This is a genomic window from Anaeromyxobacter soli (assembly GCF_022808855.1).
Lineage (GTDB): Bacteria > Myxococcota > Myxococcia > Myxococcales > Anaeromyxobacteraceae > Anaeromyxobacter > Anaeromyxobacter soli.
On sequence record NZ_JAKZLF010000011.1, the window covers coordinates 1 to 12,664 of the forward strand.

At 72.4% G+C, this 12,664-nt stretch carries 10 protein-coding genes, 2 tRNA genes and 1 pseudogene; 5 read left to right on the plus strand and 8 right to left on the minus strand.

Annotated elements, in window-relative coordinates; genetic code table 11:
• Positions 1-310: pseudogene (locus MLV88_RS10080) on the plus strand (hypothetical protein); the annotation flags it as partial.
• Positions 311-437: 127 nt separating this feature from the next.
• Here MLV88_RS10080 and MLV88_RS10085 read toward each other — a convergent pair.
• From MLV88_RS10085 to MLV88_RS10110, 6 genes are all read right to left on the minus strand, one after another.
• Positions 438-512, minus strand: a tRNA-Glu gene (locus MLV88_RS10085).
• Between the two features lie 67 nt (positions 513-579).
• A tRNA-Gln gene (locus tag MLV88_RS10090) sits at positions 580-653 on the minus strand.
• Positions 654-658: 5 nt separating this feature from the next.
• On the minus strand, positions 659-1,000 hold the full coding sequence (locus MLV88_RS10095) for a hypothetical protein (protein WP_242336092.1): 342 nt from the start codon (positions 998-1,000) through the stop codon (positions 659-661).
• A 74-nt stretch (positions 1,001-1,074) separates the two neighbouring features.
• Positions 1,075-1,620: a hypothetical protein gene (locus MLV88_RS10100; protein ID WP_242353682.1), complete on the minus strand. Its 546-nt coding sequence runs from the start codon at positions 1,618-1,620 to the stop codon at positions 1,075-1,077.
• A 38-nt stretch (positions 1,621-1,658) separates the two neighbouring features.
• Positions 1,659-2,930: a GspE/PulE/PilB domain-containing protein gene (locus tag MLV88_RS10105; RefSeq protein ID WP_242360419.1), complete on the minus strand. Its 1,272-nt coding sequence runs from the start codon at positions 2,928-2,930 to the stop codon at positions 1,659-1,661.
• Between the two features lie 24 nt (positions 2,931-2,954).
• A complete protein-coding gene (locus tag MLV88_RS10110; RefSeq protein ID WP_242360420.1) occupies positions 2,955-4,400 on the minus strand; it encodes an aspartate ammonia-lyase in 1,446 nt (481 codons plus the stop codon).
• 366 nt (positions 4,401-4,766) lie between these two features.
• On the opposite strand from MLV88_RS10110, the gene MLV88_RS10115 reads away from it, so the two are divergent.
• Positions 4,767-7,079 carry an OmcA/MtrC family decaheme c-type cytochrome gene (locus tag MLV88_RS10115; protein ID WP_242360421.1) on the plus strand — a complete coding sequence of 771 codons (2,313 nt, stop codon included), beginning with the start codon at positions 4,767-4,769 and terminating at the stop codon, positions 7,077-7,079.
• A gap of 144 nt (positions 7,080-7,223) precedes the next feature.
• Entirely contained in the window at positions 7,224-7,895 is a 672-nt protein-coding gene (locus tag MLV88_RS10120; RefSeq protein ID WP_242360422.1) for a hypothetical protein, read from the plus strand.
• Between the two features lie 22 nt (positions 7,896-7,917).
• Here MLV88_RS10120 and MLV88_RS10125 read toward each other — a convergent pair whose 3' ends face one another.
• Positions 7,918-8,592, minus strand: a complete 675-nt coding sequence (locus tag MLV88_RS10125) for an NUDIX hydrolase (RefSeq protein WP_242335918.1) — start codon at positions 8,590-8,592, stop codon at positions 7,918-7,920.
• Between the two features lie 156 nt (positions 8,593-8,748).
• Between MLV88_RS10125 and MLV88_RS10130 the strand changes: the two genes are divergently transcribed.
• Positions 8,749-9,225, plus strand: a complete 477-nt coding sequence (locus MLV88_RS10130) for a ferritin-like domain-containing protein (protein ID WP_242335920.1) — start codon at positions 8,749-8,751, stop codon at positions 9,223-9,225.
• A 72-nt stretch (positions 9,226-9,297) separates the two neighbouring features.
• A complete protein-coding gene (locus tag MLV88_RS10135; RefSeq protein ID WP_242335923.1) occupies positions 9,298-9,765 on the plus strand; it encodes a ferritin-like domain-containing protein in 468 nt (155 codons plus the stop codon).
• A gap of 98 nt (positions 9,766-9,863) precedes the next feature.
• On the opposite strand, the gene acnB is transcribed toward MLV88_RS10135, so the two are convergent.
• A complete protein-coding gene (acnB, locus tag MLV88_RS10140) occupies positions 9,864-12,413 on the minus strand; it encodes a bifunctional aconitate hydratase 2/2-methylisocitrate dehydratase (protein ID WP_242335927.1) in 2,550 nt (849 codons plus the stop codon).
• Between the last annotated feature and the right edge of the window lie 251 nt (positions 12,414-12,664).

A 12,664-nucleotide genomic window follows, 5' to 3' on the forward strand; every position in this document is an offset into this window, starting at 1 on the left:
CACGGGCGGTAACGGCGGCGCCGGCGCGCGAGGCGGAGCGGGCGGCGCCGGCGGCGCGGGTGGCCTCGGGGGAACCGCGGGCACGGCCACGGGCGGGCGCGGCGGCGACGGCGGCGTCGGGGGCACCGGCGGAGCGGGAGGCGCCGGCGGCGGGGGCGCGGGCGGGCCGTCGATCGGGATCTTCCAGGACCCGTCGAGCGCGAGCACGCGCCAGAACGTCGACTTCACGATCAGTTCGGGGGGCGCCGGCGGGGCGAGCCCGGGGATCGCGGGGCAGCCCGGCGTCGCGGCCAGCTTCTACCAGCTCTAGAGCGGTCCCGAGAGTCGAGCCCCGCCTCCTCTGCCCGAGGGGCGGGGCTGCTCTTCTTCTGCGTCGCCGGCAGGCGCTCAGCACCAAAAGAAAAACCCCGCCTCCTGGACAAGGGAGGCGGGGCAAATGGTGACCCGTACGGGACTTGAACCCATGCTCTCGGCGTGAGAGGCCGATGTCCTAACCGCTAGACTAACGGGCCAACAGCGGGCGCTTATGTATCCGCGAGCGGTTCGGCAGTCAACGCTCGCCGTGCTTCTTTTTGATGCTGGCTGGGGGACTAGGATTCGAACCTAGATAGCCAGATCCAGAGTCTGGCGTCCTGCCGTTAGACGATCCCCCAGAAACCTATTTCCCCTTCACGAGCACGAAGACGCGGGTCTCGCCCTTCAGCTCGTAGACGTTCAGCCCTTCCCACTGCCCCGGCTTCGAGTCCGGGTTCTCGATGTGCACGGCCTTCACGGCGGGCTGGTCCGCGATCGGCCGTCTCCTGAACTTCCCCGGCGAGTAGACCGACCGGAAGAACTTCAGCGTGTCGTCGTAGCTCTTCGCGACCCGGTACCGGTTCTCGCCGACCTTCACCGCCTCGTCGGGGAGGACCGCTCCGGCGACTCGCTCCGCGAGCGCGACGCCCGGCAGCGTGAGGAGAACCGCTGCGAGCGCGGCCTTATAGCGAGGCGGAAGGGGCACAGTCAAGCGGCACGTGTACCGGTCCGGGCCGCCCGCGTCAACCGCCGAGATCGGCCCCGGCCAGCGGCCCGCGCTCACCGCCAGACCCCCACCAGCTTGCCCTTGTGGCCGGCCTCCCGCAGCTTCAGCTCGCCCCGCTTGAAGGCCGCGCCGGCGTGGGGGCCGACCCAGAAGCCCTTCGGATCGCTGCGCCGCCAGTTCTTGCGGAACAGGTCGTGGATCTCCTGGAAGAGCGCCTTCAGCGCGAGCGGCTTGCCGAGCTTGGTGTTCGCGTCGTCGGTCACGTCGAGCTCCGCCCAGACCCTCCCGGCGACGAGCTCCCCCTCCGCGTTGGGCAGCGAGCGCTCGTAGTGGAGCACGGGCGAGGGGACCTCCTCGATCGCCAGCATGCCCCTGTCTCGCCCGCGCTTCACCGGGTGGACGATCACGGGCCCGAGCCGCTCCATGGCGAGGTAGTAGGCGGACTGGTCGAGGTTCGCGACGAGGTCCGGCGCGACGCGAGGCGCCGTGTAGCCGGGCGGCACGAGCTCGGGGTAGACCGTGAGGTCGCGTCGCTCGAGGTGGCGGAAGAGCGCCCGCTCGTCGTCGGGGAGCATGAAGTAGTGGAGGGTCGCAGCCATGGGGTTCCGGAGGCCGGCGAGGGGCCGGGGGGCCCGTTCTACCGCACGCGGGCGACGAGCGTCTCGTAGCTCTTCGCGATGCGCGTCGCGAGGATGAGGAGCTCCCCCACGCCGCCCGCGTCGACGAGGCCGCCCCGCCCGTTGTCCGCATAGAAGACGTTCACGACCCGCCCGAGGGCCAGGATGGGGACGAGGAACGCGTTCCCCGGCACGCCGCCGCCGAGCCGCTTGAGGAGCCGGATGTTCGCCTCGGTCTTGGGGAGCGGCCCGAGGACGTGCGCCCGGGTGCGGACCACGGTGTCGCCGACGCCCGGGGCGCCGAGCGCGAGCCGCAGGCGGCGGACCTGCTCCGCGTCCACCCCCTCGCCCAGCCCCGCCCAGCCTCGCAGCTCGCCTCGATTCACGGTGAGGAGCACGGCCCGCCGGAAGCGGGAGCGCGCGTGGCGCAGCACGATCCGGGCGATGGCGTCGCGCTCCGTGACGCCCTCGAGCGAGCGGAGCGCCTCGTCGAAGCCGAGCGGTGAGGGCTCGGGCTCCGCGCGCCGCGGCGCGGGCGCGACGAAGCGGACCGGCGGCGCGTGCCCGGGCGCCCCCGCGAGCGACGCGAGCACCTCCGCCGCGAAGGGCGGCGCAACGGCGTCGTCCGGCAGCACGAGGTCGTCGAGCTCGATGATCTCCTCGTCGTCGGCGGGGACGGCCGGGGCAGCGGCGGCCGAGGGCGGCGCGAGCGCGAACGCGCCGGTGCCCGCGTAGAGCGCGTCGAACTGCCCCTCTCCGAGCAGGTCCTCCGGCGCCTCGGCGACGGGCGCCGCGGCGCCCTCGAGCGGCACCTCGGCCGTGAGCCGGCGCCGGAGCGACCCGAACTCCACCTCGATGCCGCGGAGCTGCCGCTCGATGCCGTAGCCTTGCTTGAGCAGCGCCCAGATCCGCGCCTCGGGGGCGACGATCGGGTGGACCTGCTTGCCCGTCGCGAAGGCGACCTCGTCGAGCATCGCGAGATCGGAGGGATCGCAGGCGAGGATCGCGAGGCGGCGATCGGCGACGAGGTACGGGACGACGTCGTGCCGGTCGGCGACGTCGGCGCGCAGGAGCGCCAGCGCCTTGGGATCGAGCGGGAGCTCGCCCGAGAGCGCCGGCAGCCGGTGACGCCTGCCGAGGGCGGCCGCGAGCGCCTCCTCCGTCACCGCGCCCATCTCCAGCAGGTTCGTGCCGAGCCGCCCGCCGAAGATGACCTGGTTCTCGAGCGCGCCCCGGATCGCCTCGGGATCGCACGCGCCGTCCTGCAAGAGGATCTCGCCGAGCCGGGGCACGGCGCGATGATACCCCGGATCGGGTCAGGCCCTCCCCGGCCGCGTGAGCTTGGCCGCGTCGAGGATCCGGCGCACCTGCCGCGCGGGGAGGCCTCCGCGCTCCACCGCGACCTCGACGATCGACCGCCCGGTCCGCACCGACTCCTTCACGATCTCCGCGGAGGCGGCGTAGCCGAGCCGCGGCGCGAGGGCCGTCGCGAGGCTCACGGTCCGCTCGGCGTAGTGCCGGCAGCGGGCCTCGTCCGCCTCGAGGCCCCGCGCGCAGCGCTCGTCGAAGGCGCGCACCGCGTTCGCCAGGATCTGGAGCGCGTGGCAGAGATCGGCGGCCACGAGCGGCATCATGACGTTCAGCTCGAGCTGGCCCCCGCTCGCGGCCCAGGCGATGCCGGCGTCCATGGCGACGACCTGGTACGAGACCATCGCCAGCATCTCCGCCATCGAGGGGTTCACCTTGCCCGGCATGATCGACGAGCCCGGCTGGACCGGCGGGAGCCGCAGCTCGGCGAGGCCGGTGTTCGGGCCGCTGCCGAGGAGCCGGACGTCTCCGCCGATGCGGAGGAGCTCGAGCGCGGCCGCGCGGAGGGCGCCGGAGAGCGCCACGGCAGGGGCGAGGGACTGCATGGCGTAGAAGAGGTTCGGCGCGGGGGTGAGCGGGATCCCGGTCAGCCGCTCGAGCTCGCCGACCACGAGCCGCCCGTAGCGCGGATGTGCGTTCAGCCCCGTGCCCACGGCCGTACCGCCGAGGCCGATGACGGACAGCTCCGGCAGCGCGTCGCGGACCCGTCCGCCCGCGGCGCGGAGCGCGGCCGCCCACCCGGAGACCTCCTGGCCGAGCCGGATGGGTGTCGCGTCCATGAGGTGCGTCCTACCCGACTTCACGACGCCGTCCCACGCCCGCGCCTTCTCCTCGAAGGTGCCGGCCAGGCCGGCGAGCGCCTCGATCACGGCGGGGGCGAGCTCGAGCGCGGCGAGCCGGATCGCGGTCGGCACGACGTCGTTCGTCGACTGCGCCATGTTCACGTCGTCGTTGGGGGAGACGAGCGGCGCGCCGCGGCGCCCGCCGAGGAGCTCGCTGGCGCGGTTCGCCAGCACCTCGTTCACGTTCATGTTGTGGGAGGTCCCCGCCCCGGCCTGGTACACGTCCACCACGAACTGGTCGCGGTGCCGGCCCGCGAGGACCTCGCGCGCGGCGGCCTCGATGGCCCGGGCCTTCGCCCGCTGGAGGAGGCCGAGCCTCGCGTTGACGCGAGCGGCGGCGAGCTTGACGCGCACCGTCGCGTCCACGAAGGCGGGGTGGGCGTGGAGCCCGGAGATGGGGAAGTTCTCCACGGCGCGCGCCGTCTGCGCGCCGTAGAGCGCGCCGGCGGGGACCGGCACCTCGCCCAGGGTGTCCTTCTCGATGCGCGTGCGCGGGCTCGCCCGCGGCGCGGGGCGCGCCGCGGGGCGGCGCGAGGATCGGGTCGTCGGCATGAAACGGATATTCACGGTTCGTCGCGTCCCGCGCAATCGCGCACGCGCGCCGCGAAGGGGCTCGGCGCTCGGTGGGCCGGGAGCCGGGCAGGCGCCGGCAGCGGGGTTGCGTGCGCACGTTCTGCGCCTACATTCACCTCGCGTGGTGGGCGCGCGACAACGCGCCCCGTTCGCCCGCCCGAAGCGCGGCCCGGCGATTAGCTCCGCATGCGTCTCGCCCCGCCGCGGGGTCTGCCTTCTCTCCCCAAGGTGGTGCAACGTGGCGTGAACGCGGGGCAACTTTCGCCTGCGGGGCACGTCGCGCATCCGGCGCTCCAGCGCTTCTCTCCGCGTCACGTGACCCACGGTGCACGTAAGGAGGACTCGATGACGTGGCGTGTGCGAGGCGCGGCGTGGAGCATCGCCGCTGCGGTGGTGATCGCGGCGATGGCGTGCGGCGACAACAACAACAACAAGGGCGGAGGTGGAGGCGGCGGCGGCGGCGGCGGCACGGGCGACACGTCCTCGAACCAGAACGGCGCGCTCAAGGTCGAGATCCAGAACGTCGAGGTGCCCGAGAGCGGCGCGCCGGTGCTCACGTTCCGCGTGACCTCCGACGGGACCGCGGTGACCGACCTCGCACAGGAGGTGAAGAACGGCGTCGTCCCCTCCGGCTCGCCCCCGTCCACGACGTTTCCGTGGGTGAGCCCGATCCGCGTCGTGCTCTCGAAGTACGACCCCACGACGTCCGAGTTCACCTCCTATTACACCGTGAACGCGACCGGTCAGCCGTTCACGCCACCGGGCGGCACCGCGCAGCAGCCGAAGCAGGCGACCGCGACGCAGGCCACCTTCGACGCGGGACCCACGGACGCCACGCTCGATCAGCGCCTCACGCACCAGGGCGACGGCGTGTACAAGTACACGCTCGCGGCCATCCCCGCCGGCGCGCAGGTGGACCGGACGAAGACGCACACGGCAGGGATCTGGCTCACCCGGCACACGGCCGCTGGTGAGCCGGGCACGTCGTCGGCGACCTCGACCCGGAACTTCATCCCGGCGGGCGGGACCCCGAAGCGTCTGCAGATCGTGAGCAACGACGCGTGCAACGCGTGCCACGCTCCCGCGATCGCCGCGCACGACGAGCGGCTCGGCGCGACCGTCTGCCAGACCTGCCACTCCCCGCAGTCCACCGATCCCGAGTCGGGCAACAGCGTCGACTTCAAGGTGATGGTCCACAAGATCCACATGGGCGGCGACCTGCCCTCGGCGCAGGGCGCGACGGGCCAGCCGTACACGATCGTGGGCTTCCGCCAGAACGTGTTCGAGTTCGACAAGTCGTGGATGCACGACGTGCGCGACTGCACCGTGTGCCACAAGGGCACGGACGCCGACCGCTACAAGACCAACGCCAACCAGGCGGCGTGCACCTCCTGCCACGACACCGTCAAGTTCGACGGGTCGGGCGCCGCCGCGTGCGCGCTCGGGACCACCGAGACGGCGCCGTGCAACCACGCGCAGGTCGGGGCGACCGCGTGCACGACGTGCCACACGGCGGACGCGGCCGGCATCGGCGTCGCGACCGTGCACGTGCCGCTCGCCAAGAAGGCCGAGGCGTACAAGTACGAGATCGTCAACGTGACCACCGGCGCGGACCGTAAGCCGGTCGTGCAGGTGCGGGTCACGAAGAACGGGACGCCGGTCGACCTCGCAGCGGACCCCGCCTACAAGCAGACGCTGAGTCGGCTCAACGTGAAGATCGGCTGGCACCAGCCGGGCGCCGCGGACTACACGAACGTGGGCAGCGGCGCGACGTCGCCGGGGCAGCCGGTGGACATCCCGGTGGTCGGCGCGACCGGCCTGACGCCCGCGGCCACGCCCGTCTCCGGCCAGACGAACGTGTACCAGGTGACCTCGCCCACGGCGATCACCGACGGCGTCACCACCTACTCCGTCTTCATCGACGGCCGTCCCATCGAGAACGGGGAGGAGCTCCCGGTCAAGAACGTCATCCAGGACTACGCGATCGGCGGCGGCCAGGCGGCGGCGCGGCGCCAGGTGGTGGACATCGCGAAGTGCGACTCGTGCCACGGCCAGCTCTCGGCGCACGGCGCGAACCGGAACGACGTCATCCAGGTCTGCGCGGTCTGTCACAACCCGCGCGCGACCGACAAGGGCCGGCGCACGGCGACGGCGACGAACCCTGCGTGCGCCGCCACCACGACCGAGCAGTCCATCGACTTCAAGCGCATGATCCACGAGATCCACGGCGGGTCCATCCGCGGGAACGACCTGACGATCTGCGGGTTCGGTAGCAACCCGATCACCTTCGAGGCGGGTGCGGAGGTGCCGCAGCTCGACACGGTGCAGAACTGCACCCTCTGTCACACGGGCGAGACGTATCAGGTCCCGCCGGCGGGGAGCACGGTGCCGCTCGACACCACCTATGTCGCGAACGTCGTGGCGGACCAGACCGACGACACGACCACCCCGGCCGTCATCGCGGTGTGCACCGCCTGCCACGACAACGCGAAGTTCACGGCCACGGCGGGGCTGCCCTCGTGCAGCTCGCTCGCGACCGTGAACAGCGAGCCGTGCGCGCACACGGGCGGCGAGGCGACCGTCGGAACGACCTGCGTCGCCTGCCACGGCAAGGGGGCGCCGTTCGACATCGTGAAGTTCCACGACATCAAGCCGTAGCGCGAAGGACCCCCGAGCCGCGGGGGCGGCGAGGGCCCGGCCGGACATCCGGCCGGGCTCTCGTGTTTTTTCGGCACGAGCTGCCCGACCGGGGATGGCGTTCGGTAGGCGCCGTCACGAGCGTTTGGGGCCGCGGAGGGGCACATGCGCACGGGACGGAGCGGGTCGTGGATGGCGGCGCTGGCGGCGCTCGCGGTGGGCGCGGCGTGTGGCGACGCCCGCGAGGTGTCCGACGGCGGCGGCTCCAACGCGGGGGACCTGACCCCGTCGCCAGGGGCGCAGGCGTCCTTCGAGCAGCAGATCCACCCGCTCTTGCAGGGGAAGTGCGGGGCGTGCCACGGCAGCGCCTGGGGCTCCAGCGACGTGAACGCGTCGTACCAGGCGGCCCTCGGCGAGGTGAACACCGCGAGTCCGGCCCAGAGCCCGCTCTACGTGCGTCCCACGGGCGGGAGCGGCCACGCGAAGGTGCTCTCCGACGCGGAGGCGCAGCTCGTCCTGGAGTGGATCCAGCAAGGGGCGAACGGACCGACCACACCGACCACGCCGACGACGCCTACCACGCCGACCGTCTCGTTCTCGACGCAGGTCCACCCGTTCCTCGTCGCGAGCTGCGGCGGCTGCCACGGGAGCGCGTGGGGCTCGAACGACACCGCGATCTCGTACGCGGCGGCGCTGCAGAAGGTGGACACGGCGAATCCCACGCAGAGCGCGCTCTACGTGCGCGGGACCGGCGGAAGCGGCCACGCCAAACGGCTCTCGGACGCGGACGCCCAGACGCTGCTCACGTGGATCCAGGAGGGGGCGAAGAACGACTGAGCTCCGGAGACGGCGGCGCGGCTCAGGCGCCCAGGCGCGCCGCGAGCCGCCGCAGCGCGAGCTCGGTCTTCCCGTCCTCGATCTCCCCGGCCTCGCACGCCGCGATCGCCGCGTGGAGCTCGCGCCAGGCGAGCAGCGCTCCCTCCTCGAGCGGCGAGCCGTCTCCCTCGTGCGGCGCGTCGTGGATCCCGTCCACGTCGGGCCGCGGCACCTCGCCGGCGAGGAGGTGGATCTTCTCGGACACGATCCCGGGCAGCGGGAAGAACGGACCGCCGAGCAGCTCGAGGCGCTCCGGGACGATCTCGACGCCGGCCTCCTCGCGCGCCTCCTCCGCGCCGCGGCGGCGCAGCGCCTCGAGTCCTCGCTCTCCAGGCTCGAGCACCCCCGCCACGATCTCCTCCACGAGCAGGTACTCGGGCTCGGGGAGCGCGGCCGGCTTGCCGCGACGGAAGTACGCGGCGGGCCGCAGCCCGCGGCGCGTGAGGATCTCGATCCCGCGCGGCGTCCGTGCCCAGAGCACGACGGCCACCGCGTCCAGCGTCGGCCGGTCGATGACGTCGATCGGGTAGACGGGCGAGGTCGTCCCGTCGGCGCGGCGGTTTTGGGCCCGGTAGCGCTTCAGGCGGAGGAAGCCCTCGTCGCAGCGGGCGCGCCCGGTGTAGTCCTCGACGATCTCGATGGCGGCGATCTTCGGCATGCGGGAAAGCCTGCACGCGCTCCGCCCACGCGCAAGCGCAGACCTCGCCGGGGCACCCGCCCTGCTCTTCGCGATCGTCCGAGCGTCCCTCCGTCTCCCCGCCGGGGGGTAGTGGACTGGATCCATCGATGACAACCTTTTCCGCAGGAGGAACCGATGAAGCAGTCGGAGGTGAGCAGGGAGCTTGCGCGGCTGCTGGCGCTCGAGATCGACGCACTCCACGCTTACGACGCGGCCATCGCCTGGGTGGGCGGGCCGAGCAGCGCGATCGGCGGGGAGCTCGCGCTGTTCAAGGTGGAGCACCAGCGGCACGCGCTCGCGCTGCACGAGGCGCTCCTCGGGATGGGTGCCCGCCCCCCGGAGGTCGAGCCCGACGTGAAGGGGGTCGTCATCGGCGCGCTCACCCCGCCGCGGCGGCGCCTGAACCCGCAGGAGGTGCTCGAGGCGATGCGCAACAACGAGCAGCTCACGACTGCGGTGCACCGCAAGGTGCTCGCCGTGCCGTTGCCCGAGGACGTCCGCGCGCTCGTGGAAGGGGCGTACGCGGACGAGGAGCGCCACCTCGCCTGGATCGAGGAGGCGCTCGCCCGCGCGCTCTGGTTCCAGACGTCCCCCGTCGCCGCCCTGCCGTAGCCGGGGGCGCCCGTCCGAGGCGCGATGCGCCCGCCGCGACGCGTCACCAGCTTCTCGACGGGAGGACCGCAGATGAACGTGCACGAGATCGCCGAGGAGCTGACGAACCTCTTGCAGCTCGACGCCGACGCCGTCGTCGCCTACGACCGCGCCATCGAGGCGATCGGCGACGGCTGGATCGCGACGGAGCTGGCGCGCTTCCGGCTCGACCACCAGCGCCACATCCTCGAGCTCTCGAAGGCGCTGCTCGACATGAACGTGCGCCCGCCCGGGGCGAAGCCCGACATGAAGGGGGCCCTCCTCGGCAGCGTCACCGGCCTGCGGGCCCGGCTCGGGATGGAGCAGGCGCTCCGCGCGATGAAGCCGAACGAGGAGCTCACCACCTCCACCTACGCCCGCGCCGTCGCCAAGCCGTTCCCGGACGAGATCCTCGAGCTCGTGCGCAGGGGCTACGCCGACGAGCAGCGGCACCTCGCCTGGATCGAGCGCGCCATCGACCAGAGGACCTGGGAGCAGCACCAGCCCGGCGCGGCGACCTGACCCTCGACGCGCAGGTGCGCGTCGCAGAAACGAGAACGGCGCGCCGTCCAGGACGGCGCGCCGCTCAAGATCGCAGGCCCGGTATCGTGTGCCGCAGGCTACGCGACGACGCGGAGCCCCTGATACCCCTCGAGCTCGTCGAACTGCAGGTACCGGTACACCTGGCCCGCCTTCGGGGCGATCTTCTCCTGGTACGCCGCGAAGTACTCCGCCGGCGTGGGCAGGCGCCCGAGGGTCGCCGCGACGGCGCCGAGCTCCGCGGAGCCGAGGAACACCTTGGCGCCGTTGCCCATGCGGTCGTCGAAGTTGCGGGTCGAGGTCGAGAAGACCGTCGCCGCGTCCGGCACGCGCGCCTGGTTGCCCATGCAGAGCGAGCAGCCGGCGATCTCGATCCGGGCGCCGACGGCGCTGTAGGTCGAGTAGTACGCCTCGTCCTTCAGCTGCTGCTGGTCCATGCGCGTGGGGGGGCAGATCCAGGTGCGCACCGCGGGGTTGAACTTCTGGCCCTTCCAGAGCTCGCCGGCCGCGCGGAAGTGGCCGATGTTCGTCATGCACGAGCCGAGGAACACGTCGTCGATCTTGGTGTTCGCGACGTCGCTGAGCTTCTTCACGTCGTCCGGGTCGTTCGGGCAGGCGAGGATCGGCTCGGTGATCTGGGCGAGGTCGATCTCGATCACCGCGGCGTACTCGGCGCTCGCGTCGGCGGAGAGGAGCTCCGGCTTCGCGAGCCACGCCTCGGCGGCCGCGATGCGGCCGGCGAGCGTCTTCGCGTCGCCGTAGCCGTCGGCGATCATCTTCTTCATGAGCGCCACGTTCGAGCGCAGGTACTGGGCGACGCTCTTCTCGGAGAGCTTCACCGCCGCCGCCGCCGCGCTCCGCTCCGCCGCGGCGTCGGTCAGCTCGAACGCCTGCTCCACGGTGAGGTCCGGCAGCCCCTCCATCTCGAGGATCCGGCCGTTGAAGACGTTCTTCTTGTTCTTCTTCGGGACGGTGAGGAGGCCCTGCTGGATCGCCCAGAACGGGATGGCGTTCACGACGTCACGCAGCGTGATGCCGGGCTGGAGCTTGCCCTTGAAGCGGACGAGCACCGACTCCGGCATGTCGAGCGGCATGAACCCGAGCGCGCCCGCGAAGGCGACCAGGCCGGAGCCCGCCGGGAACGAGATGCCGAGGGGGAAGCGCGTGTGCGAGTCGCCGCCCGTCCCGACGGTGTCGGGCAGGAGCAGGCGGTTCAGCCACGAGTGGATGACCCCGTCGCCCGGGCGGAGCGGCACGCCGCCGCGCTCCTGCACGAACTGCGGGAGCGTGCGGTGCATCTTCACGTCGGCCGCCTTCGGGTAGGCCGCCGTGTGGCAGAACGACTGCATGAACATCGGCGCCTGGAACTTGAGGCAGGCGAGCTCCTTCAGCTCGTCCGCCGTCATCGGGCCGGTCGTGTCCTGCGAGCCGACCGTCGTCATCCGCGGCTCGTAGTAGCCGCCGGGCAGCGCGCCCGGGAGCCCGCACGCCTTGCCGACCATCTTCTGCGCGAGGGAGTAGCCCTGGCCCGGCTTCGGCGTCGGGTTCGTGACCTTCGCGAAGAGGTCGGTCGGCGGGAGGCCCGCGGCCTTGCGCGCCTTCTCGGTGACGGCGCGGCCGATGGTGAGCGGGATGCGGCCGCCGGCGCGGTACTCGTCGGCGAGCGTGTTCGGGGAGAGCTTGAAGGTCGAGAGGACCTCGCCCGCCTCGCTGCGGAGCTCGCCCTTCACGGTGTCGACGATGACGACGTCGCCCGTCTTCAGCTTCGTCACGTCGGCGCGGATCGGGAGGGCGCCGGAGTCCTGCGCCGTGGCGAAGAAGATCGGGGCGATGACGCCGCCGATGATGACGCCGCCGCGCTTCTTGTTCGGGACGAACGGGATGTCCTCGCCGATGGCCCACTGCACGCTGTTGCAGGCGGACTTGCGGGAGGAGCCGGTGCCGACCACGTCGCCCACGAAGGCGACCTGGAAGCCCTGCGCGCGGAACTCCGCGATGGTCTGGAGGCCGCCCTTGAAGCGGGTCTTGCCCATCGCGAGCGCGTGGAGCGGGATGTCGGGCCGCGTGGACGCGTCGCCCGCGGGAGAGAAGTCGTCGGTGTTGATCTCGCCGTCGACCTTGAAGACCTTCACCTTCACCTGGGCCGGGACGCCCGGGCGGCTCGTGAACCACTCCGCCTTGGCCCACGCGTCGAGCACCTTCTTCGCGGCGGCGTTCGTCTTCGCGAGCGCGACGATCTCGTCGAACGCGTCGTAGACGTAGGTCGTGTGGGAGAGCGCCTTCGCGGCCTCGTCGGCCAGCGCCGGGTCGGCGAGCGCCGCGACGAGCGGCGGCACGTTGTAGCCGCCCATCATCGTGCCGAGGAGCTGCACCGCCTCCTTCTTGGAGATGAGCGGCGAGCTCTTCGCGCCCTTCGCCACGTCGGCGAGGAAGCCGGCCTTCACCTCCGCGGCCGGGTCGACGCCCGGGGAGACGCGGTCGCGCAGGAGCCCGAGGAGGAAGGCCTCCTGGCCCTTGGGGGGGCTCTCGAGCAGCTTCACGAGCTCGCGCGTCTGCGCGGGGTCGAGGGGCTTGGGCGGGATGCCCTGCGCCTTCCGCTCCGCCTCGTGCTTCAGGTACGCCTCGATCACGGTCGCTCCTCCTCCCGACGGAACGTGGCGCCCGCCAAAGGGCGAGAAAGCCGGCGGCGAGCGCAGGTCGGGAAAGCTCGGGCCGTATAGCACGTCGGGTCGGCCGGCGTCACCGGCGACCCTGCCGAAAACCTCGCGAGAACGGGTGTTTGCGGGACCCCACCGGTCCACTTTCGAGCGGATCCGCGCGCGTGGACCCGGCCGGCGCGGCCGCGCCCTGGCGAGCTGCGGCGGGAGGGACGGGACCCCGA

Bases quoted from the DNA above. Each gene is read 5' to 3' on its own strand.
- MLV88_RS10100 (WP_242353682.1), bottom strand. From the start codon at position 1,620: ATGGCTGCGACCCTCCACTACTTCATGCTCCCCGACGACGAGCGGGCG.
- MLV88_RS10110 (WP_242360420.1), bottom strand. From the start codon at position 4,400: ATGCCGACGACCCGATCCTCGCGCCGCCCCGCGGCGCGCCCCGCGCCG.
- MLV88_RS10115 (WP_242360421.1), top strand. From the start codon at position 4,767: ATGACGTGGCGTGTGCGAGGCGCGGCGTGGAGCATCGCCGCTGCGGTG.
- MLV88_RS10120 (WP_242360422.1), top strand. From the start codon at position 7,224: ATGCGCACGGGACGGAGCGGGTCGTGGATGGCGGCGCTGGCGGCGCTC.
- MLV88_RS10125 (WP_242335918.1), bottom strand. From the start codon at position 8,592: ATGCCGAAGATCGCCGCCATCGAGATCGTCGAGGACTACACCGGGCGC.
- MLV88_RS10130 (WP_242335920.1), top strand. From the start codon at position 8,749: ATGAAGCAGTCGGAGGTGAGCAGGGAGCTTGCGCGGCTGCTGGCGCTC.
- MLV88_RS10135 (WP_242335923.1), top strand. From the start codon at position 9,298: ATGAACGTGCACGAGATCGCCGAGGAGCTGACGAACCTCTTGCAGCTC.